Annotated in this window: 25 protein-coding genes; 19 read left to right on the forward strand and 6 right to left on the reverse strand. The window is 69.0% G+C overall.

All coding sequences use genetic code 11. The features are described from left to right. The first annotated feature begins 1,237 nt into the window (after positions 1-1,237). The 9 genes from IE195_RS02700 (at position 1,238) to IE195_RS02740 (ending at position 7,209) form a co-directional block, all read left to right on the forward strand. Positions 1,238-1,477, forward strand: a complete 240-nt coding sequence (locus IE195_RS02700; protein ID WP_191267742.1) for a hypothetical protein — start codon at positions 1,238-1,240, stop codon at positions 1,475-1,477. A gap of 96 nt (positions 1,478-1,573) precedes the next feature. After that, positions 1,574-1,810 carry a hypothetical protein gene (locus tag IE195_RS02705; protein ID WP_191267743.1) on the forward strand — a complete coding sequence of 79 codons (237 nt, stop codon included), beginning with the start codon at positions 1,574-1,576 and terminating at the stop codon, positions 1,808-1,810. Positions 1,811-1,909: 99 nt separating this feature from the next. After that, the gene (locus IE195_RS02710) at positions 1,910-2,089 is read left to right on the forward strand and encodes a hypothetical protein (RefSeq protein WP_191267744.1); all 180 of its coding nucleotides are present in this window, start codon (positions 1,910-1,912) and stop codon (positions 2,087-2,089) included. A gap of 381 nt (positions 2,090-2,470) precedes the next feature. Then, positions 2,471-2,764 (forward strand): lactococcin 972 family bacteriocin, encoded by a 294-nt coding sequence (locus IE195_RS02715; RefSeq protein WP_191267745.1) that lies wholly within the window; start codon positions 2,471-2,473, stop codon positions 2,762-2,764. Between the two features lie 12 nt (positions 2,765-2,776). Continuing rightward, the gene (locus tag IE195_RS02720) at positions 2,777-3,079 is read left to right on the forward strand and encodes a lactococcin 972 family bacteriocin (RefSeq protein WP_191267746.1); all 303 of its coding nucleotides are present in this window, start codon (positions 2,777-2,779) and stop codon (positions 3,077-3,079) included. 15 nt (positions 3,080-3,094) lie between these two features. After that, positions 3,095-3,397, forward strand: a complete 303-nt coding sequence (locus IE195_RS02725) for a lactococcin 972 family bacteriocin (RefSeq protein ID WP_191267747.1) — start codon at positions 3,095-3,097, stop codon at positions 3,395-3,397. A 75-nt stretch (positions 3,398-3,472) separates the two neighbouring features. After that, positions 3,473-5,545 carry a bacteriocin-associated integral membrane family protein gene (locus IE195_RS02730; protein ID WP_191267748.1) on the forward strand — a complete coding sequence of 691 codons (2,073 nt, stop codon included), beginning with the start codon at positions 3,473-3,475 and terminating at the stop codon, positions 5,543-5,545. A gap of 47 nt (positions 5,546-5,592) precedes the next feature. Further along, positions 5,593-6,228, forward strand: coding sequence for an ATP-binding cassette domain-containing protein (locus IE195_RS02735; RefSeq protein WP_191267749.1), 636 nt, complete (start codon positions 5,593-5,595; stop codon positions 6,226-6,228). 231 nt (positions 6,229-6,459) lie between these two features. Beyond that, positions 6,460-7,209 (forward strand): hypothetical protein, encoded by a 750-nt coding sequence (locus IE195_RS02740; RefSeq protein WP_191267750.1) that lies wholly within the window; start codon positions 6,460-6,462, stop codon positions 7,207-7,209. Between the two features lie 149 nt (positions 7,210-7,358). Here the strand turns inward: IE195_RS02740 and IE195_RS02745 are convergent, their stop codons facing one another. The 4 genes from IE195_RS02745 to IE195_RS02760 form a co-directional block, all read right to left on the reverse strand. Continuing rightward, positions 7,359-8,501: a PQQ-dependent sugar dehydrogenase gene (locus tag IE195_RS02745; protein WP_191267751.1), complete on the reverse strand. Its 1,143-nt coding sequence runs from the start codon at positions 8,499-8,501 to the stop codon at positions 7,359-7,361. Between the two features lie 34 nt (positions 8,502-8,535). Continuing rightward, positions 8,536-9,690, reverse strand: coding sequence for an FUSC family protein (locus IE195_RS02750; RefSeq protein WP_191267752.1), 1,155 nt, complete (start codon positions 9,688-9,690; stop codon positions 8,536-8,538). A 12-nt stretch (positions 9,691-9,702) separates the two neighbouring features. Then, entirely contained in the window at positions 9,703-10,440 is a 738-nt protein-coding gene (locus IE195_RS02755) for a polyamine aminopropyltransferase (RefSeq protein ID WP_191267753.1), read from the reverse strand. 106 nt (positions 10,441-10,546) lie between these two features. Further along, complete coding sequence (locus IE195_RS02760) at positions 10,547-11,146, reverse strand: O-methyltransferase (RefSeq protein WP_191267754.1); 600 nt, start codon at positions 11,144-11,146, stop codon at positions 10,547-10,549. Between the two features lie 419 nt (positions 11,147-11,565). Between IE195_RS02760 and IE195_RS02765 the strand changes: the two genes are divergently transcribed. Next, positions 11,566-12,870 carry a hypothetical protein gene (locus IE195_RS02765; RefSeq protein WP_229826054.1) on the forward strand — a complete coding sequence of 435 codons (1,305 nt, stop codon included), beginning with the start codon at positions 11,566-11,568 and terminating at the stop codon, positions 12,868-12,870. Between the two features lie 377 nt (positions 12,871-13,247). Here IE195_RS02765 and IE195_RS02770 read toward each other — a convergent pair whose 3' ends face one another. Together IE195_RS02770 and IE195_RS02775 are read right to left on the reverse strand one after the other, a co-directional pair. Further along, positions 13,248-13,733, reverse strand: a complete 486-nt coding sequence (locus IE195_RS02770) for a hypothetical protein (RefSeq protein ID WP_191267755.1) — start codon at positions 13,731-13,733, stop codon at positions 13,248-13,250. Then, positions 13,733-14,269 (reverse strand): ATP-binding protein, encoded by a 537-nt coding sequence (locus IE195_RS02775; RefSeq protein ID WP_191267756.1) that lies wholly within the window; start codon positions 14,267-14,269, stop codon positions 13,733-13,735. The genes IE195_RS02770 and IE195_RS02775 overlap by 1 nt, the downstream gene beginning before the upstream one ends. 340 nt (positions 14,270-14,609) lie before the next feature. On the opposite strand from IE195_RS02775, the gene IE195_RS02780 reads away from it, so the two are divergent. The 9 genes from IE195_RS02780 to IE195_RS02820 all read left to right on the forward strand — a co-directional run bounded on the left by IE195_RS02780 (position 14,610) and on the right by IE195_RS02820 (position 21,437). Beyond that, a complete protein-coding gene (locus tag IE195_RS02780; RefSeq protein ID WP_191267757.1) occupies positions 14,610-15,458 on the forward strand; it encodes a helix-turn-helix domain-containing protein in 849 nt (282 codons plus the stop codon). Continuing rightward, a complete protein-coding gene (locus IE195_RS02785) occupies positions 15,458-15,643 on the forward strand; it encodes a DUF397 domain-containing protein (RefSeq protein WP_191267758.1) in 186 nt (61 codons plus the stop codon). The genes IE195_RS02780 and IE195_RS02785 overlap by 1 nt, the downstream gene beginning before the upstream one ends. 582 nt (positions 15,644-16,225) lie before the next feature. Then, positions 16,226-16,870: a GVDTG sorting domain-containing protein gene (locus IE195_RS02790; RefSeq protein WP_191267759.1), complete on the forward strand. Its 645-nt coding sequence runs from the start codon at positions 16,226-16,228 to the stop codon at positions 16,868-16,870. A 108-nt stretch (positions 16,871-16,978) separates the two neighbouring features. Beyond that, positions 16,979-17,575, forward strand: a complete 597-nt coding sequence (locus IE195_RS02795) for a class F sortase (RefSeq protein ID WP_225943682.1) — start codon at positions 16,979-16,981, stop codon at positions 17,573-17,575. Between the two features lie 180 nt (positions 17,576-17,755). Beyond that, complete coding sequence (locus IE195_RS02800) at positions 17,756-18,205, forward strand: helix-turn-helix domain-containing protein (protein ID WP_191267761.1); 450 nt, start codon at positions 17,756-17,758, stop codon at positions 18,203-18,205. A gap of 132 nt (positions 18,206-18,337) precedes the next feature. Beyond that, the gene (locus IE195_RS02805; protein ID WP_191267762.1) at positions 18,338-18,862 is read left to right on the forward strand and encodes a GntR family transcriptional regulator; all 525 of its coding nucleotides are present in this window, start codon (positions 18,338-18,340) and stop codon (positions 18,860-18,862) included. A 4-nt stretch (positions 18,863-18,866) separates the two neighbouring features. Further along, on the forward strand, positions 18,867-19,628 hold the full coding sequence (locus IE195_RS02810; protein WP_191267763.1) for a GntR family transcriptional regulator: 762 nt from the start codon (positions 18,867-18,869) through the stop codon (positions 19,626-19,628). Positions 19,629-19,746: 118 nt separating this feature from the next. Next, positions 19,747-20,877 (forward strand): NAD(P)-binding domain-containing protein, encoded by a 1,131-nt coding sequence (locus tag IE195_RS02815; RefSeq protein WP_229826056.1) that lies wholly within the window; start codon positions 19,747-19,749, stop codon positions 20,875-20,877. After that, a complete protein-coding gene (locus IE195_RS02820; protein WP_191267764.1) occupies positions 20,874-21,437 on the forward strand; it encodes an NUDIX hydrolase in 564 nt (187 codons plus the stop codon). The genes IE195_RS02815 and IE195_RS02820 overlap by 4 nt, the downstream gene beginning before the upstream one ends. The last annotated feature ends 44 nt before the right edge of the window (positions 21,438-21,481 follow it).

Genomic DNA, 21,481 nt, shown 5'->3' on the forward strand with positions numbered 1-21,481 from the left:
CGATAATCTTGCCCAATTGCTCTAATGTATTCCTGACTCCATCTACCCTCCATGAACCCTTCGAAAATATTAATTAAGGCTTTTTGTCCTTCAGGGTCTTTGAGCCAATCTTTCGCTTGATCAAGGGCAACGTCCTCATGCATGGTTCCCATGGAGGCAGAGTAGATCCCCCTAGCGACATTTCCCTTGACCTAGGGAGATTCCGACCTGAGCACACAGCAAACTGGGCGGCGACCGTCTCCAGCACTACCGGGCGCTCCGGACCGACACCATGATTGCCGAGAGCTGGAGCCAGGGAAGGCGCAAGGGACTCCACAGCAGGTCAGCGTCGTTCTTTAGGAACAGTCCGCTGACCGCCCCCATACCCTGGCAGGTCAAAGGGAGCAACCCCTTCCTCCCCCGCGCGCGATAGCCCTGATCCATGCCACACACGTGCCACACAGGGCGGTCAACGGCGGGGAACCACGGGGAATCGCGGACAGACGAGCCGTGTCAGCGCAGGTAGACGAGTTGCGAGGTCAGCCGTCAGGGGCGTTCTCGGCTTCCCAAGCTGATAACGCGGGTTCGATTCCCGTCATCCGCTCCACCAGTAGAACGGCCCCTGGCCTGCGAAGATCCTTCGCACACCAGGGGCCGTTCTCGCGTTCGGGGTGCACCAGCGGGTGCACGGGGCCTCAGATGACGCGCCCAGCTCCCGTCATACGCCCCTGCTTGGGCGTGCGCCCCGCCGGTGCACGGCCAGCAGGCTCCGGCCTCTGCGGCGCGGCACAGGGCGCAGCAGAGGCACACGCGCTCAGCATCACGAAGCCCGAGATCGTGTCATCCAAGGTGACCACCGTGCCTTCATGAACCTGTCAACCCGCACAGGGACACAGCGCGGCCGGACCCCCTGTCTGCCGTGTGCGGCACCGCGGCAGACACAGGATGTCCCAGTTCTTGGTCTGGGCGATCTCTCATCTCCGTGCAGGTGTACCAAGACCAGGAGTGCTTGCTGGGTGGAAGCCAGAAGGCCGGGCTCCGGCTTGCTCTGATGGTGCAGCAGGACAGAAGGAGTACCGGGAAGCCATGTGCGCTCTCCGGCGGATACTCACCGGCCGCGTACACGCGCCGTGGTCAACGGCGCCCTGTTCGGCCACCCGACGAGCCGGGGGTTGCGCGAGCCGTTCAGCCCGTGTCGACTTACCGGCAGGCGCTGGCATCAGCCCGCCCCACAGCCACAGAGCGGGAGACCCACACGATGATCACCGAAACCCGAAAACGTTGGCCGATGATCTTGTACGGGTCCTTGACCGTCGTGGGTGTGGCACTGGTACCGCTGATCTGGGTCATGCAGGAGCGTTTCTCCTGGCTGGCCTGCCTCGGGACGGTAGGTTGTGCCGTTTCGTTCATCACCGAGGTCAAACAGGGCCGTCGCAGCACGTCAGAAGCCAGAACCCGTCAGGCTGCTCCGCCTTCCGACGAACAGCCTGCACCGTAGGAGTCCGTCGCGGCAGTGATGTGGCCCTCGAGAGCGGATCGCATACGAACGCTGCGGCCCGGCCCCACAACCACAGACCGGAAGAGCCACCACCACATGCCCTTCGACAAGCCACCCCGACCGTGGTATCTGGCCCTGAGCGTTCTGCTCACCCTGACCGGGGCCGTGCTGCTCTGGTTGGACTCCGACGTGTTGGTACCGTCCCAGATCTGGGTGTTGACCCTCGTGTGGGCGACGAACATGGTGGGCTGCCTCGTCCTGTACGCACTCAACCGGGTTCGCTCCCGTAGCCGTCAAGCAAACTCGATCTCCAAGAGCGAGCCTGCCGAGTGAACATCAGCCCTCGCAGGCGGACAAGGAGAGAGGCCGGCACATACGCAGTAGGCGCCGCCCCAGCCATGGCTTCTGATCGTTGCTGTCACTTCCGTCTCGTTGACGACGAGTGTGCTGCTCTGGGCCGAGGACTCGCTGCGAACGGACCGGATCTGGGCGGCGTTCGTCTGTTCCCTGGTCACCTTGGTGGCGTTCGGGAGCGGCTACGTTGCCGAGTGGGTCGGTTACCGCCGCCAGCACGCCTCTTCTCCCCCGTCGGATGAGACGCCCAGCTCGTAACCGCCCGCCATCGCGGCGGCGTCCCCGCCTCGGTCGGGTGATGAGCCCCGAGAGGCCGTGTGAGCGCACAGGCGCCAAGCACCCGAAAGCTCCGGGCCGGGAGCTGGTGGATCCGGTCGGACCACACGAGGGGAATTTCCCCTTGGGTATGAATTGATCCGAATTACCCCCGCCTCTACCCCAGGGCTGACCGGCCTTCCCCCTTCTGTCCGCATGTGGCCAAAAAAGAGATCACGGACAAAGAAGCGAGGTAGGACTTGCCTCAGAAGGGGCGCGGAGTACGCGCGCCTTCAGAGAAGCACATCTCCCGATTTCGACATCCTTTTATCCAGCCCCTGTCGGGGCTCCTTCGAGAACCGAACACAAAGGCAGGGGGCCACCATGGGAAAGACCTCGAAACACGGGATCGCCACTGCTGTCCTCTTCGCGGGAATCACCGCAGGAGCAGCGGGAGCGGCCCTGGCAGGGACCCATATCGGAGGCGGGACCTGGTACCACGGCGTCTCGGTCTCCACCGTCTACTCGAACTACCACCATTCCCACAACTGCCACGGGTCCACCGCAGTGGGTACCTACACCGACCGGTCCAGGAACGCCGCCCCCGGCTACACCTCCTATGCCAGCGCGCCCAAGGCCTGGACCAACAACCAGACGTACTACCGCAGCGGCTGCTGAGGAGGGAACACCGTGGATTCCCTGAAGCGCATTCTCGTGAACGCGGCCTGCATCGCCGCCATAACAACAGGCGCCGCCGGAACCGCCCTGGCCGGGCATTCCTACATCGGAGGCGGGGAGTGGCACTGGGGCATTACCGGACCCCCCGGAGTGGGAGACACCTACTCCCGGTACCACCACGGTTCCGCCTGCCACGGGGCCACCGCTGTCGGAACCCGCACCGTCCGCGTCCGGGCGCAGGCCGGGGTGTGGGCCGAGGCCTTCGCCCCGCGCGCCAACGGCAACAACCAGTCCTACTGGCGCAACGACTGCTGAGGGAGAGGAACCTCCGTGGAAACCCTGAAACGCGTTTCCGTCACACTGCTCGTCACCGCCGGGATCGCCGCGGCGACCGCCGGAATCGCCGCCGCCGAACGCTCCACCGTCGGGGGCGGGGTGTGGGAGCGCAACCTCACCGGTGTCCCCGGGCAGGGCTTCGTCCGCTCGGACTACCACCACCCGCGGAACTGCCACGGCGCCACCGCCGTGGGCACCCACACCGAACGCGCCCACGCCCCGTCCGGGACCTGGGCCAGGGCCGAGGCCTCGCGGGCCCTGGCCAACAACCAGCAGTACTGGCGTGACGGCTGCTGACCCCGGCCCCGCCCCGCGGACCCGTCGTCACCCCCGTCAACGGGTCCGCTCCGTCCGCCCCGACAGGACTCCCAGGTGCCGAACAGGACACTCTCCTTCGCCTACACGGCGTGCGTCGCGTTCGCCGCGCTCATCGCGTTCCTCCTCTCCGCCACCGCCGAACAGACCCTCTACGTGCTCGACGACTCGGAACTGGTCTGGATCACCGAGAACGACGGCACCCACGACACGGACGAGGTCGCACGAACCGTCCAGGAGGTCGCCGACGACCACGGCACCGCCATCGGCTACGGCGTCCTCGACGTCAACGAACCCTCGTCACAGGCCCACCTGTACCTGGCCGTCTCCGACCCCGACTCCCGGCACGCCCGCTGGCTGAACGACGGCTACCGAACCTTCAGCCGCAGCTTCACCGTCCACACCCACCCCGTCACCGACTTCGGCGAGGTGGGGCCCAACGGCTACTACCTGGTCTTCGGCCCCCCGGAGGCCGCTTCGGCCCTGCGCCAGGCACTCGCCGACCACGGCCTCACCGAGGCCCCCGGTGCCCGGACGACCCGGCTGTGGCACTTCTTCTCCGGGGGGCACCTGCTCCACCTGGCGGCCGTCGCCCTGCTCAGTACCGTCACCGCCACCGCGGCCGGGGTACTGCTCGCCGCACGCGACCACGCCGTCAGGCGGCTCCAGGGTCACTCCTACCTGAGCGTTCTGACCGGGGAACTGGTTCGGGTCGCCCGGCTGTGGGCGATCATCCTGCCCGGGACGGCCGCGGTCACCCTGGGCCTCCTCGACATCTACAACGGATGGAGCCAGCTCGGTTTCTACACACCCCTCGCACTCGCGTTCCTCGCCGCGCTCGCCCTGCCCTGCCTGGCAGTACACGCCGCCGCGCTCGCCCTGGTGCACACCACCGGCATCCTGCCCGCGCTCAGGGGGCGCCTTCCGCTGCGCAGCACCACCGCCGCCATCTACCTCGTGCGTGTCCCCGCGCTGGTCCTGGCACTGGTCATCGTCGGAGGCGTGGTCGCCGCCGCACAGGAGAGCCGTGACCGGCGCACCGCACTGGAGGTGTTCGCACAGTACGGCGACACCTCACGCCCCGCGCTCAGCGCCAACTACGGCTGGGCGGACGCGGACGCGGTCGACGGGGAACTCGGGCCGTGGCTCCGTGCGGCCGACACCAGCGGCGACATGGTGCTGGCCGTTCCCCTCGCGCCCTCCGAGATCGTCCCCTCCGATCCCGCGGCCCCGCGGAGGGAGCGGTTGGCGGCCCCCGTCCTCATCGTCAACGACACCTACCTGGCACGGGAGGAAGTCCTGTCCCCGGCCGGAGAGCGGTACGACGGGGCGAGCGGGACCGTGCGCGTCCTGCTGCCCGAATCGGCGGCCGCGCGCGCCCGGCCGGTGGCCGAGGGCGTGGCCGGGTGGCTGGAGGTGAACGGCGGCCACGGCCGTGTCCCCGACGTCGAGGTGCTGCCCGCCGCCGACGGCCAGACCGTGTTCACCTACGGCACCCAGGAGCGCCTCGGCCTGGTCCTGCCGCTGCTGCGTGAACCCGTCATCGTCGCCCTGCCGAACGGCGGGGCACTGTCCGACAACAGCTACGTCAACCACATGTCGGGGCGGTACACGGTCTTCCCCGACCCCGGGGTGGTGGCGGCGCTGCGCGCCGAGGACCCGCAGGCGTCCCGCTACGTCTCCATGGTCGAGGCCCTGACCACCGGCGCTTCGAAGGCACACGCTCTCGCCCTGGGCACGCTGCGCGGTGAACTGTTCAACCTGCTCGGGGCGGCTTCCGTACTGCTGCTGACCGCGGTGGCCGCGTGCGTCGTCCACGTCCGCACCCGTGCTCAGACGATCTTCGCCCGGCACATCAGCGGATGGAGCTTCCCCGCCACGCACCGGCGGCTGCTGACCGTCGAAGCGTTGATCGCTGCAGTGTTCGTCGGATGGGCCGCCTGGGGCGCCGCCACCGCGTCGGCCGGGTCGAACGACCCGGCCCGCCCGCTGCCGCCCGGCACGGCGTCCGCCACGGGAGCCGAACCCTTCCACGCCGCGGGGATCGCTCTGGCCTCACTCGCGCTGACCCTGGGCGTGCTCGTGCTCTTCCACCACCGCATCGTCCGCGAGGGCTCGTCCCGGGCCTGACTCCGACCCCGGTCCCCGACCAGGGAGCCGAGAAGGCGAGGAACCACATGATCGTCCTGGAGGAACTCACCAAGTCCTTCGGCCCGCGCACCCTGTGGGAGGGCCTCACCCTGACCGTCGAACCCGGACGGATGCTCGCCCTGGTCGGCGCCAGCGGTTCCGGCAAGACCACCCTGCTCAACTGCATGGGCCTGCTGGACGAACCCAGCAGCGGCCGGATCCTGTTCGGGGGCGCCGACCTCCTCCGTCTGGGCCACGGCGGACGGCGCCGCTTCCGCCGGAACCACCTCGGCTACCTGTTCCAGGACTACGCCCTCATCGAGAACGCCACCGTCAGGGCCAACCTCGACGTCGCCCGGCGGCGCAGGGCCGGGGCCGACCACGCCGGAGCACTGGCGCGGGTCGGGCTGGCCGGCCGGGAGAAGGAGAGGGTGCACCACCTGTCCGGCGGCGAACGGCAGCGCGTCGCCCTGGCGCGGCTGATGGTCAAACAGCCCTCCCTGGTTCTGGCCGACGAACCGACCGGCGCCCTGGACAGCTGCAACGGTGCCATGGTCGTGGACGTTCTGCGCCGGATGAGCCGCCGGGGCTGTGCCGTGGTCATCGCCACGCACGACGACAGGGTGCGCGGGGCCTGTGACACCGCCTTCGACGTGCACGCCCGGCGGGAGGTCGGCGGGTGACCGGTGGCCCCGCGCACGGGTCGGCCGCGTTCGCCGGGGCCGTCGCACCGGCCCGCCGGGACTTCGGCGCACCCGCGGCCCTGGCCCCGCAGGTGCGCACGAGCCCCTCGGGGACGGGTATCCCGTACCGGAGCTGTAGCATCTGTGGCGGATTCTCCCCTCGTCCGCGTGCTCCCCGGTCCCGGAGAAAGCCGTGCGACGGGGTTGCCCCCAGACACGGAAACGGACGGCATGGACGCTGAAGAGACCCAGGTCATGACCAGGACCGGCCAGTTCACCACGACCCTGAGTTGGGAGACCTCCGTCAGAGGCCGGGTCGCCGCCGCGGTCGACCGGCTCTCCGGACCCCTGGCCGAACTCGCGGAGCGCGACGCCAACGACGGTGACACCCGCATGCTGGTCGCCGACTTCTTCAGTGTCGGTCTAAACTTCAGCAAGTACCAGGACATGACCACGGAGTACCGCACCAGCGGGGACTCCATCGACTACGCGATCGTCCTGGACGGTGAGCTCTTCGCCCCCGTCGAGGTGCGCAGGATCGGGCAGGAGGACCTGGACCTGCGCAATATCCAGATGGCCCGGCGCCTAGCCGTGGAGGAGGGCGCCGAGTGGGTGTTCCTCACCAACGGCCGGATCTGGCGGGTCTACCACCTGCGCCCCGACGCCGACGGCGGCTCGCCCCAGCCGGTCACCGTCGTGGACGTGGACCTGTTGGACGAGGACGCCTACCAGAGCAACATCGACGGCCTGTTCCACCTCACGCGCGAGGCCGTCGAACACGGTCGGCTGGACGCACTGCGCCGTTGGCGGGAGACGGCCGAAGCCGCCCCGGTGGCCCGGGCCCTGCTCAGCGACGAGGTGGTCGAGGCGGTCCGCGACCGGCTGCGGGAGAGCGCCGAGCACCCCGGCCACCTGGGCGAGGACGAGGAGATCCGCCGTGTCCTCGCCGAGGAGGTCGTCGCCCGCGGCCTGCTCGACTGATTCCGACCACGGACGCCACCGGGGCGGTGCGACAGTCGCACCCGCACCGGCGGCGACCCCTGCGGCTGACCGGCCGAGGGCGGTCCACCGTCGCTGACGGCGCCCCGAGGGGGTTGGCGCGGTGGCTGCTGGGAGCGGGCGGCGTCCTACTACTCCAGCGGGACGTTCACGATCCGGTCGTCGCCCTCGGCCGGTGAGCCCCAGGAGTCGTGGTTGCTGGTGCTCAGCCACAGGGCGTCGCCGTCCGGGGTCGGGACGACGGTGCGCAGACGGCCGAGCTCGTCCACGAAGTGCGCTTCGGGTTCGCCCACGGTGCCGTCACCGGTCAGCGGGACCTCCCACAGCCGTGCGCCCCGCAGCGAGGCCACGTACAGGGAGTCTCCGACGATCGCCGCTCCGCTCGGCGAGGCCTCGGCGGGCTCCCAGGTGAGCAGCGGGTCCGTGTACTCGTCACCGCCGCCCGGGCCCTCCGCCTCCGGCCAGCCGTAGTTGTTCCCGGGCTCGATCAGGTTGACCTCGTCCAGGGCGTCCTGCCCGAACTCGGTCGCGTACAGGTTCTCCTCGTCGTCCCAGGCCAGCCCCTGCACGTTGCGGTGGCCGTAACTGTGGACGGGGTTGTCGAACGGGTTGCCCGGTGCGGGCTCGCCCGTGGTGGTGATCCGCAGGATCTTCCCGCCCAGGGAGTCGGTGTCCTGGGAGTTTCCGGTGTCCTGGGCGTCCCCGGTCGCCACGTACAGGTACCCGTCCGGGCCGAAGGCGATCCGGCCGCCGTTGTGGTTGTCCGCGGCGGGTATGCCGTCCAGGATCACCTCCGCCTCGCCGAGGGTGTTCGCGTCGGCGTCGTAGGAGATCCGGCTGACCCGGTTGTCGGAGTCGGAGGTGAAGTAGACGTAGGCGTAGGGCTCCTCAGGGAAGTCCGGGTCCACGGCCAGCCCGAGGAGGCCGCCCTCGCCGCCGTGCTCGACCCCCTCGACGGTCCCCGCTTCGTCGGCGGTGCCGTCCGGGGCCACCCGGACGACGGCCGCGGAGTCGCGCTGGGCGACCAGGGCGGAGCCGTCCGGCAGGAAGCCGATCCCCCACGGGACTTCGAGGCCGGTGACGACGTCCTCGGGCTGGCCGGGGCCGGGAGCGGTCGCCTCGGCGGACCCGTCACCGGGTTCGGTGTCCTCCCCCGCACCGACTCCGTCGGCCCCGGTGGTGGAACAGCCGCTCAGGAGAAGGGCGGTTCCCAGGAGGGCGAGGGTTCGGATGGTGGTTCTGTTCTTCCGTGTGTTCACCGGTGTCCGTTCCATGTCCGAACCCTGCCCGCTGGGCGCGTGCGTACCCTCACCCGCCGTCCGCGGGCGCTCCGTCCCCGCGGGTGCTGTTCTCGTAGCCCTGGTTGATCTCCTCGAAGAGCCGTTCGGCGTCGGTGAGCAGGGCGCTGTGGACCGGCCAGAGGTCGTCGTCCCACTGCTCGCGCATCCGCGTGCGTTCCTGCTCCACCAGCCGCAGTGCCTCGTTGACCTGTGCACACAGCTCGTCGGAGGCGACGCGGCGTTCGGGCTCCTCGGAGTCGTGGATGGTCCGGAAGATGTCCGAGGCCCGTTCGAGCAGCGGGGCGAACTCGCGGAGGAAGGTGTCGCCCGGCCCGGGAAAGCGCGAGTCGGAGCGGGTGGTGGTGCGCAGGGTGCGGACCATGGACTGCACGTGGCTGGCGGCCCTGGTCAGCGCGGAGATCCAGTCCTGGTAGGTGTCCATGTCCCGGGGTGAGACGGGGCGCGCGGAGGCGAGCCGCCGCGGGTTGAGCCGGGTCCGGTCCTGCTGGCGGCGGACCGCCTCCTCGGCGTTGCGAGCCGTCCCGTCGAACCCGTTGGAGGCCTGGCCCCAGTGGTCCAGGTCCAGGCCGTCGCGTCCCTGGCTGAGCCCCTGCGCCATCTCCTCGGTGAGGGAGCGCAGCCCGTCGGCGAAGTCCAGGACGGCGTTCTCCGCGTCCCGGAACCGGATGGCGGGCGCGAAGAGCGTGTTGGTGGCCAGGGCGCTGGCGGCGCCCACGCAGACCATCAGCAGGAGGTCGCCGAGGTCCGTGGGACTCTCGGCAGCGCCGCCCGCGAGCGCGAAGGCCGCGACCACGGGCAGTTGGGTTCCCTGGCTGCCGAAGAACCGGAACTGCCCGGCGGCCATCGCGACCAGGACTATCAGCGCGAACGACCACAGGTGCGCGCCGACGGTGAGACCGACCAGCCCGGCGAGCAGGGCACCCGCGAAGACCGCCGCCACGTAGCGGGAGGACTGGAGCACCGACCCGTACACGCTCGGCCGGACCACGAGCAGCGCGGTGAAGGGCGCGAACCCGACCTGGGAGGCGCCCCCGAGGAGGGTGCCCACGAACCAGGCGAGGGTCGCGGCCACCACGCACTTGAGGATGACGACGCCGGTCTCGCGCTCGAACCCGCGCCGTTGGCGGGCACGCCTGACCCCGTTCCGCAGACGTTCGAACACCCTTGCCTCCGTTCAGGTGTGTGAGGGAGCCGTGGCCAGGTACACCGTGTTGGTGGCGGGCCGCTCCTGGTAGGGGTTGGGGAAGCTGACCACCTCCGCGCGTGCGTCCGTGAACACGCCGCGCAGTACGGACAGGTAGTCCTCGTCCGGCGGGTCGTTGGACCACAGGGCGAAGACCCCGCCGGGGTGCAGGTGGCCCAGAAGGCGGCGGGCCCCGTCGGGTTCGTAGAAGGGTGCGTGCGAGGGGTTGAGCAGGTGGCGGGGCGAGTGGTCGATGTCCACGACCACGGCGTGGAAGCGGCGTTCCGGCTCGGCCGGGTCCAGGCCCTCCCCTGCGGCGAGCGCGAAGAAGTCACCCTGGGTCAGGCCGCAGCGGGGGTCCGCGGTGAGCCGCTCCCCCGCCGGGATGAGTTTCTCCTCGTGCCAGTCGACCACCTCGGGGAGTGCCTCGACCACCACGAGGGAGCGCACGTCGGGGTCGTCGAGCACGGTCAGGGCGGTGTGTCCGAGTCCCAGGCCGCCGACCACCACGTCGTATCCGCCGTCCGGGACGGGGCCGCGGTGGAGTTCGGCCAGGGCGAGTCGGGCCACGTCGATCTCACCCTGGATGAACAGGCTGGACATGAGGAAGTCGTCGTCGAGTTTGATCTCGTGGACCTCGGCCTTGGCCATCGGGTCCCAGCGGACCCGGAGACTGATGACCCCCATGGGTGTGGGCCGCCAGTCGAGCTCCTGGAAACGCAGGTTCACGGTGCCCCCGGTTGGTTCGTGTACGCGGTCGCGTGCAATCCCCGAGCCTAGAGCGTGGAGCGGCGCCGGGGGCGGAGTCACACGGGCCGCCCCCCGGTGCGTCGCCCTACCTGCGAACCATGACGAGGACCCCGCAGGACCAGCCGAGCAGCGGGAGCCGTTCCCAGCCGGAGCGGGACTCCAGACCCTCGATGAGGGCCTCCACGGCCAGGCAGTGGTCCTCCGGGACGGAGGTGCCCGGGGGCTGGCGGGCGAGGTCGTCCACCACGTAGAAGCCGCCCCGGTCCACCAGGGACAGGGCCTCGTCGAGGTGGGTGAACTTGCCCGGGCCGGTGTCGGCGAAGACCAGGTCGTAGCCGGGGCCGTCGTCGGTGGCGCGGGCGCCGAGCCATTCGCCGCCGTCGGCCTCGAAGATCGTCACCCGGGGGTCGGCCGTGTGGTGCCGACGGGCCACGCCCAGGCACTCGGGGTCGTTGTCGAGGGTGTCCAGCCTGGCGTCCGAGTCCATCCCGGCCAGCAGCCAGGCAGTTCCCGCCCCGGTCCCGGTGCCGAGTTCGAGGAGGCGGCCGCCGGGTTTGGAAGCGGCGAGGGCGCGCAGGAGGTGGCCGACGCCCTCCTCGCAGGACATGCGGAAACCGATGCCCTCGGTGTCTTTCTCGATGGCGTCCAGGGTGGCGGGGCGCGAAGCGGACCGGGTGGCGACCACGGGGACTCCTCGGCTCGGCGGACTCGTAACCGAAGGTTATGCCGGAGGTGGCGGCCGATCCAGGAGCCGTCCCGGAGCGGGTCGGGTAGGGCGGCCCGGTGCCGCCGGAAGCGGGGATCGCGTCCGGACGACAGGCCGCCGATGGAGGGCGGCCGGCTCTTTCGCGAGCGGCACGGGACACAGGTCGGCTCTGGCCGGAGATGTGTGGCCGAGGGTTTCCCGACAGGGCCGGGAGGACTCCCGCCCGGGCGCCGTAGGCTTCCCCACAACCCCCAGTAGACGAGGTTCGTATGCGCTTCTTCCGACTCTGGCGGCGGCCCCGGAACGACCCGCGGCGGCCCGGACCACCTGAGGCACCCGCTCCCGAGCCGCCCGCACCCGAACCGCTGCAGGGGGAGCTGCCCCATTACCACGACCACGTGGTGCGTATCGGGGTGGAGGTGGAACCACGGGACGAGGCGGCCTTCCTCGGAACGGTGGGCGGCCAGCCCTGGCAGACGCAGAGCCTGGGCGAGGGCCGGTACGACGTACGCGTCGCGGTCTCCGGTGCGACTCTGGGCTCCACGAGGGCGGCCCTGGCGGAGTTCCACCGCACCTTGAACAGGGACGGGGCGGGTGTCCGGGTCCTGTTCGCGGCCCGGCTGCGTCCGAGACTGTCGCCGTCGCGCCGGTACCTGGTGATGCCCCGGGGCTGGATGACCGAGCGGAGATGGCTCGCTGCCCCCGTCCGGGGTCTGATGGCCTGGCGGGCCCGGGGAACCATCCAGGCGGCCTCGCTCGCCGAGGCCGGAGCGAGGCTGGCCGACTTCGCGGACCGCAACCCCGAGGCCGGTTCGCCGGACGATCTCACGGTGGTCGGCCCGCCGGACCGTCCCGGCGCCACGAGCCCCGCCCCTGATGCGGCGCCGGTGGATCTGCTGGACGACTGGCGTTTCCTCCTCGCCACAGCACTCCTGATCGGTGCCGGGGCGGTCGCGGTCGGCCTACGCGTCACCGTGTGGCGGCCCGAGGGGATCACGCTCGGAGCCGCCATCGCCTTCCTGGTCGCCATCCCCTGCCTGTTCGGGGTGTGGCAGATGCTCCGCCGGATCCCGGAGGGGCGGATCAACACGTGGCTGCCCCTGGGACTGACCGCCCTGGCCGCGCCCTCGGCGATCGCCCTGAGCAACTTCAGCCAGGACGTCTACCTGGAGGCCTTCGGGATCTCATCCGGGGAGGTGACACCGACCGGTGCCGGTCGGCTCTTCGCCCTGGGCAACACCCTGCCGCTGGTGTTGTTCGCGCTTCTCGTCTCTCTGGGGTTGTTCGGGCTCCTCCAGTACTTCCACCTGTCCAGCCGCGGGCATTTCCGCCTCCTCCAGTGGCTGATGGTCGTCATCGTGGTCGTCCTGTACGGGCTCACCGCGGTGGTGGTGCTCCTGGAGCGGGACACCGAGCGGGGCCTGGCCCACGTCGCCGATTACCAGGACGAGGGCGGACCGGCTCAGAGCTATGTGGGCGTTCGGCCCTCCGTGGTGTGTGTGGAACCCGGCAAGGATCCGGTCAATCGGATCGGGCCGCCGCTGACCACTGACCGACCGGTGCTGTACTTCGGCGGAGCGAACAACGTCGACCTCCTGTGGGACCGCGAGGAGGGGCTCACCAAGGTGACGCGCTTCTCGGTGAGCCTCACCCCGGTGACGAATCTGAACTCCGACTGCCCTGAACCAGAGGCTGCCGAATGAGCAGGACCGTGGTGCGGCGGGTGCCGGTCCGGTGGTCCTCCCAGGTCCGGGGAGCCGTGGAACCGGGGCGGCCGCGCTGCGCCGCGCACGCCCCCGGGACTTCCCGCCGCCCGCCGGTGGGGAGGACCTCCCGCACGACGTCGCGCTGCGGAACCACACGGGTTACCGCTCTCAGGAGGGTGTGAAGGTCCTGAGGAAGCGCTCCGGCCCCTGTGTGCGACCCACTTGCCATCCCTTCAACCGGCCTGCTTCTCCGTACCTGTCACCGAAGACCCCCCGGTGACGGGGCTTGGGCCGTTTGTGGCCGCACCGGGCCCGCGTTCCGGTGCGGCCTCTTGAGTGGTCCGATACTTCGCCGGGCTGATGGTGCTGATGGTTCAGCCCAGCAGCCCGCTGAGGTTGTGGGCCAGGGCTCCGAGTGCGGCCGAGAGGGTGTAGCCGGTCAGGATCCATCCGGTGCGGCGGCGGGGTTTGCGGTGGCTGGCCGGGCGCCGGGGGCGGCGCGGCAGCGGCGGCCGGGAGGGGCGGGGAGGTGTTGACGGTTCCCGCCCCGGGGCGGGGCCGTCGTCGGGTGCGGGCCGTGGGCGCGGTACCGGAGGCACGACCGGTGCCGGTTCGGGGCGCGATGCCTTCCGGTGCTGAGCGAAGTGCATCCAGTCGGGGAGGTCGCCGTGCCGGAGCCGGTGCTCGACCCGGGGGTTGCCGCGCATCTGCGCCAGCATGAGTTCTTCGCGGGAGGGTTGCCGGTCGGGCCGCCGGGTGGCCTGCGGGGCTGCCAGGCGCTCACCCGGGCGGCCGAAGCGGCGACCGTGCGGGCTGTCCAGGACCCTTCGCACCCCCGGGGTCATCGTGGTCGCGGTCATCACGCACCTCCGCAGACGCACGCCTGTCGGCGGCGGGCAGCGGGGACGGGGTAGGTGAACTCGGCCCACAGGACCGCGCCCAGCACGTCACCGGTGTCGGGGTCGGCCCAGCGCTGGGTGCCCCACTCGGTGGCCAACTGGTGGATGAGGAGCAGGCCCCGCCCGGACTCGGACTCCTCCCACTCCTGGACCGAGCGCTGCGCGGGGACCATCGGGCGGGTGTCCATCGGCCCGTCGTCCAGCACCGACAGGCGCAGGGTGGTCTGGTGTCCCATCACGACCGGGGTGGAGAGCAGGCGCATCACCGTGCCGCCGCGCCGGTGGGAGCGCGAGTGCAGGACGGCGTTGGCGAACGCCTCGCTCGCGCAGAGTTCGACGTCGTCGCGGATCTGGGAGGGCGCACCGGCGAGGGACGCGAGGTCCAGGCGCAGGTCGGAGCGGAAGACCGGGCTCGCGGCGAGAACCCCGGGGTACTGCCGGGCCTCCCACCTCCGGCCCGGGTAGGCAGGGGTCGGGGTTTGGGGAAGAATGGACACGTCGGCAACTCCTGTTCGAGGTTTCGTTGCTGGCACGGCCCTGGCGGGTGGTGCAAGCACCCACCAGGGCCTTCTTCATGTCTGGCCGAAGCGCACTTCGACCAGGCACGTGAGCCCCACTTGCTCTTGCTGGTCCCGGGCTCTGCGCGCTGAAGCAGAAACCCTCAGCCGATCTCGCTGAGCGCCCAACACCGTGCCAGAACTGGTGGGATACTCACTGAGAACAGAAGACAGTGTTGCCAGTTGAAAGTCAAGTGGAAATTCCACTTACACTGAATCAGGCCACCAGGCTGGAAGAATGAACTGGACAAAGCGGATTCTAGAGACAGGTGAGTGAGTCATGGTGAACCCAGGACCACGGGTTCTACGGCTCCAACTGGGGCGTGAGATCCGGCGACTCAGGGAGAGCTCAGGCCTCTCCAGGGAAGATCTCGCAAAGGCTCTGGGATGTGGGACACCCAAGGTCAGCAAGATCGAACTCGGATACAGCACGCTGAGTAGCGCTGAGAGCAACAAGCTCACAAAGCTGTTCGGGCTGACCGGTGAGGAGGCTGGGGCCTTCCGCGATCTGGCTACCTCAGCCCGCAAGCGCGGCTCATACGGCAAAGTGGTCGATTTCGCCCGCGGCTACGTCAGCATGGAAGCGGACGCCACCGACCTGAAGATCTTCTACGAGGAGCTCATCCCCGCCCTGTTCCAAACTCAGGCCTACGCCGAGGCTGTCTGCTCCACGTCGGTCACCATTGCACCGGCCGACATCAGTCACGTGGTGCAAGGACGTTTGAGCCGAGCCTCCGTCCTCTCCCAGGAGAACCCTCCCAACGTAGGACTCATCCTCGGCGAGGGTGCTCTGATGCGGACCGTCGGCGGCTCGGACACCCTCCGAGAACAGCTGGAGCACCTGCGTCTGTTGGCCCACCAGCCCCACATTGACCTCCAGATTCTCCCCTACTCCTCAGGCGAGCACGCAGCCATGGGGACCGGGTTCACGCTTCTACGCCTGGACGAGGTGGAAGCGACCTATGTCTACCTGGAGGACCTCACCAGTTCCGACTTCTGGGACCGCCCTCAACACACTGGCGTGTACGAACTCGTCTTCAACAAACTCCAAGTGGCTGCCCTCGGCAAGCGTGAGAGCATAACTCGCATAGAGGAACGCATCCGAGAACTGGACGAGGGGGCCCGCTGATGTCTCAGCAGAAACGGGCGTCAGCAGCTTGGCACAAGAGCACCTACAGTGCCGGGGCCAACAACTGTGTCGAGGTCGCGGAAGGTCTGGTCACGGCTGTCCGCGACACCAGACACCGTGAGCTCGGGGCGCTCTTCTTCTCCGGCAGCGAGTGGGAAGCCTTCCTCCGCACCGCCAAGCACTGACACACGACCGGCCCCGGCGTCCCCGCCCTCACAGGGACCGCCGGGGCCGAGGTGTCTCCGACACTGCTCGATGGGCTGCGTGCGCACAACGGCACGACGACACCTTCCCTACATCTGGCTGGCCGACCAGCGCGGTGACCGCAAGAGGGAGCCGGACTCGTCCCTTGCCGTGCTCATCTTGCCCCGCGTGCGGTCCTGAGCACGCGAGCACCGCACTACGAGCGAGACTCTCGGGAACGGCCGAGCTCACGCCGACAACGGCTCCGGTCAGTCCGGGAGCGATCGCTCCACCAACGCCGTCACACGGCCGAGCCAACTCTTCCCCTGAGCCAGATTCGGATGTTCCTCACGGCCGGAACGACACGCCGAGGCTCCACTGCGGTCCAGGTCGCCGCGCAGGCGGAAGACCCTCTTTGGACACGACGCTGACCTGCAACAGCGAGTTTTGGTGCATAGCGTGTCGGGAATGTCACGAATCGCATCATTCGTGGGTGTATGTCCTGTTGAGCTGTTCGTGGCACCGAGCGTCCTGGGTGAGCGCGTGCCTGGCCGCAGGATCCACCGAGATCACGAGGGGGGCACATGAACCTGGCCCACACCGCAACGACCGCTGCCGCGACCCTGGCCTGCGGCGCCGCACTCGCTCTGGGAGCGGGTGCCCCGGCCATGGCCGAAAACTCGATCCCGGCACCGCCGCCGGACCTGGACTGCGCGGACATCGATGAGACCGACTTCGAGGTCAGCGAAGGCGACCCGCACAACTTCGACGCCGACGGCGACGGCATCGGCTGCGAAACCAATGGCGGGAACGGCTCCGCTCCGTCAGGCTCGATCCCGTCACCGCCGCCGGACCTGGACTGCGCGGACATCGACGAGACCGACTTCGAGGTCAGCGAAGGCGACCCGCACAACTTCGACGCCGACGGCGACGGCATCGGCTGCGAGACCTTCGACGACGGCACTGCCCCGCCGGAAGACGAGGAGGACACCGACTCGACCTCCGACAACGGCGACGAGCCCGCGACGGACGACGAGAACGGGACCATGGCCGAAGACGGGACCATGGTCGAGGACGAGGACACGGCACCGGTCGGCGGTGTGGACACCGGTGGCGGCGGAACCGCGAACGGGTCGCCGGACGCCTGGCTCCTCGGCGCAGGAGGCGCCTTCGCCGCGGCCACGGTCGGCGGGTTCGTCCTCACCCGGAGACTGGGCCACAACGGCTGACCCATGGGCCGACACTCTCGACCCAGTCGTGGCCGCCGCGGAAGCATCATCACCGCAGCGGCCACGGTGGCGTGTGCCGGCATCGGCACCGTCCTGCTGACACTCGGGATGGCGGAGGAACAGAGCCTCCCCCGACCCCCCGTCGCAGCGACCGGGCCCGCCCAACCCTCGATCGCCCCGAGCCCGACCGACCCGCCGAACAGCGCGGAAGACGTCGCTCCCCTTCCGAGGTCCGCCCCGGTGGCCCTGACCATTCCGGCGATCGAACTGCACACCACGCACCTGGTCGAGCTCGGCCTCACCCCGGAGCGCCGCCTCGAAGCCCCCCGGGAATGGCAGGCGGTCGGCTGGTACGCCCGCGGTGCCGCCCCGGGCCAGACGGGCCCCGCCGTCCTGGCCGGGCACCTCGACTCCGTGGACGGCCCCGCCGTCTTCCACCGACTGGGCGGACTACGCCCCGGCGACCGGGCGAGCGTGCGCCGCGCCGACGGCACGAGCGCCGAGTTCACCGTGTACGCCGTCGAATCGCACCCCAAGGACGCCTTTCCCACCGACAGCGTCTACGAGGACACCCGCCAGCCCGAGCTGAGGCTCATCACCTGCGGTGGCGGCTTCGACGCGGCCACCGGGCACTACACGGACAACGTCATCGTCTACGCCCGGCTCGCAGCCGAACACGACCGGCAGGGGACGCCTTCGGGGTAGTTGCCAGGAAACCCCGTTTCAGCGACGGTGGGGGGTGCCGCCGGGCGATGCACTGGTCCGGTCGGGGGCAGGGCCAAGGCGCAGGAACAGCACCAGCTATCTTGCGTTTACTTCGCTTGTTTCGAATAATGCGACTATAGATTGGGTATCTACTGCTGGACCGAGCGAAGAGGAGGAACCATGGCCGTGTTGTCCTCACACCCGGACAGGAAGCAGATCCAGGCAGCCGAGAGCGCCCTGCCCCAGATCCGTCGCTATCTGGACGAGCACCAGGAGGCGTTGACGCCTGTCCCCGTGATCGTCGAGGACAACCAGGAAAAGCTCCTGCTCCCCCGGGCGGCTGTCGAGCTGTTGGTCGGCGTACTCACGCACATGGCAGCCGGGCGGGGAGTGTCCATCGTTCCGGATCACGCCGAACTGACGACCCAGCAGGCCGCGGACATGCTCAACGTCTCGCGGCCCCACCTGATCGGCCTGCTCCAAGCCGAGGAGATCGACTACCGCAAGGTCGGCACCCATCGCCGGGTCCGGGCCGCCTCACTGCTGGAGTACATGCGCAGAGACGATCAGCGCCGCCGTGAGGCCGCAGACGAACTGTCCGAGTTGAACCGGGAACTGGGCCTGGACTGAGATGCCCTTCGCCGTCTTCAACGCTCCAAACAAGACCGCCTCCGGCAGCATCAGGGAAAGCTCCGTGCGTACAGTGGCACTGCATACGACCTTGCCACCTCAGGCACCAAGGACCAGAGACCCGGAGGCGAGATGTCCACCCCCTCAGCTCCGAATGACGACTCGGCTTCCTACGTCAAGGCCCAGACCAACGGCGGATCCGACCCGTGGACCGCGCAAGGGACGCACGCGACCCAGCGCCTGTTGGAGGTAGCTGAGGTCGACGCGCCGGACGACGTCCTTCAGGCACTGAAGCAGAAGCGCGTCACAGTGCGCCGCAGGCTGATGCTCTTCGACGGCGTCCCCGTCGAACTCACCGACTCCTACTACCCGCTCACCGTCGCATCAGGCACCGCCCTCGCGGAGGAGCGCAAGGTGCGCGGTGGCGCGCCCACCCTGCTCGCCGAACTCGGCTACGTGGCGCACGAGGTCACCGAAGACGTATGCGCGCGCCCCGTCACCCCAGCGGAAGCGACCGCGCTCGACCTCCCCGAGCGCAGCACGGCCCTCGTCCTGCTGCGCGTCACCCGTGACCGGGAGGGCCGCCCCTTCGAGGTCTCACGGATGGTCATGCGCCCCGAAGGGCGTCATCTCCGCTACAACTGGCTGGTCGACTAGAAACATGGCAAAGAAGACAGACACCCGCCCCAGACACCAGCAGATCGCTGCCGAACTGCGCACCGCGATCATGTCGGGAGTCCTGCAACCCGGAGAACGGCTCCCCACGACCCAACAACTCATGGAGCGCTACGAGGTCACCAGTCAAACCGTGCAGCGCACACTCCAGGTACTCAAAGGCGAGGGGTTCGTCCTCGGTAAACCGGGCGTCGGGGTGTTCGTCCGACCTGAATCACCTCTGGGCATCCAGGTTGCCTCCTACCTCGGAGCGCCCCGAGCCGGTGAGGCCCACCCCTGGTTGAAGCACGCCCGGGAACGGGGGCAGAAAGGTTCGACGACTCTTCTTCGGGTCGAACGAGTCGAGCCACCGGGCCAGATCACCGAAGCACTCGAACTCGCCCCGGGCGAGAGCGCGGTTCTCCGCCACCAACTGTTGTCCCTGGACAACGAACCGACCGAACTCGCCTGGAACTACTACCCCCTAAGCATTGCCGAGGGCAGTGCTTTGGAGGGCAGAGCTCGCATCCGGGGCGGCTCCCCAGCTCTACTCGCCGCGCTGGGTTTCCCTCCCCGGGAGCACATCGACCGCGTGTCGGCCCGCCTTTCAACCACCGGGGAGTTCGAGGCCCTGGAGCTGCCGGACGATGTCCCGGTTCTGCGCACACTGCGCACCGTCTACACCGACGACGCTCGCCCTGTGGAGGCTTCCGTACTGGTCAAAGGTGGCCACCGGTACGAATTGGTGTACCGGGACAGCATCACTTGACCGACGGACCTCGGCGACCTGTGGGGGCTTCCAACCCATCTTTACCTTGATGGTTTAGGTAGCAAGGTAGTTTGGTAGAACTGCTCTGGGACCACCCCCTGATCCCAGGAGCGTCGCTGTGTTGGAAGACTTCGAGCGCACGAAGATCGCCGACTACTTCACCCGGACGGCCAATGGCACCGCACCCATGGGCAAGCCCGCGTCCGTGGTGATCACCCACCTTCTGCCCGAACGTCCGACTTTCCTGGAAGCACTCGCTCGGATCACCGACCTGCGCTCCGTGCTCCCCAAGCCCAAGAGCATCAACACAGCCGCGTACAACGAGGTGAGTGGCCGGTGGCGTTGCGATCATCTGGACCGCACCGCGTTCGCCTCACCTGACAAGGCACTCGGCTACCTGGAATCCAGGGCTCCGGGAGAGCGCCTCGTGCTCCTCGACGTCGGCGGCTACTTCGCCGCAGCACTCCCCCAACTGTGTGATCGTTTCTCCGGACAGATCCTTGGCGTTGTGGAGGACACCGAGAACGGGCATCGGCGCTACCTCGAACACGGCAAGCCGCCCTGCCCGATCTACAGCGTCGCCAGGTCACCGCTCAAGACCCCTGAGGACTTCCTGGTGGGGCAGTCGGTGGTGTTCTCGACCGAAGCCCTGATCCGTTCACGCGGTGACATCCTCTATGGGAGGGGCGCCACCGTCATCGGCTTCGGGAAACTGGGCTCCTCGGTCGCGGGCATGCTGCACGCCCGTAACGTCCGGGTCACCGTCTACGACACGGATCCGGTCAAACTCACACACGCGATGTCCCAGGGCTTCCAGACCGCTTCCTCCCTGAACCAGGCGCTGAGCGGTGCGGGAATCGTGATTGGGGCGACTGGCAACCTGGCTCTGCGCCGCTCCGACTTCGAGTACATCCCCAACGGCGCCTACATCGCGTCAGTGACCTCCTCCGACGACGAGATGGAACTCGACGCCGTCCAAGCCGCCTACACCCGGAAGGAGATGGGCCCCAACGTCATTCGCTACTCCCGCACCGGCCACTACTTCTACGTCCTCAATGACGGCAACGCCGTGAACTTCCTGCACGGCGCCAGCGTGGGGGCGTTCATCTTCCTGGTCCAGGCCGAGATCCTGGCAGCGGTGGCGCTACTCGTCGAGCGCGAGCACGAGCCTGGACATCACGAACTTCCCGCGGACATCCGCGAATCGATTGCGGCAAGCTGGCTCGCCCACTTCACTGGAGCACTGTGAGCATTCCGAACTCCCACGTCCGAACCGTCCTGGACCGCTATCTGGACCGGTTCCCGGAGGAAACCGAAGGCACCCGCCTGTTGAGGCAGGTGCTGGAGGCCGACCACGAACTCAGTTCACGCAAGGAGTTCCGAACAGGGCACGCGACCGCTGGCGCCGTTGTCCTCGACCAACACGACCGGGCCCTGCTGATCCACCACAACGCGCTGCGCACGTGGCTTCTGCCCGGCGGACACCTGGAGCCGGAGGACAACGACCTCCAAGAGGCGGCCCTGCGCGAACTCTCCGAGGAGACCAGCCTCCCCCCGGACGAAGTCACGGCGGTCGACGCACTGGTCCCCCTGGACCTGGACATCCACCGGATCCCGGAGAACCCGGCCAAGGGAGAGCCTGAGCACTGGCACTTCGATTTCCGTTACCTGTACCGGGCTTCGGGCGGCGAGGTCAGTCTCCAGGCTGAGGAGGTCAGCGACCATGCGTGGCGCTCCCCGGCGGAACTGCCCTCCGAACGTCTGACGGACAAGGTCTCTCAGTACCTGGCTGCCACCCGAACCAACTGAGGTGACCGGGCGGGGCCGCAGGGGGTCCGGTCCCGCCCGGCCGG

The organism is Nocardiopsis terrae (assembly GCF_014651695.1).
GTDB classification, from domain to species: domain Bacteria; phylum Actinomycetota; class Actinomycetes; order Streptosporangiales; family Streptosporangiaceae; genus Nocardiopsis; species Nocardiopsis terrae.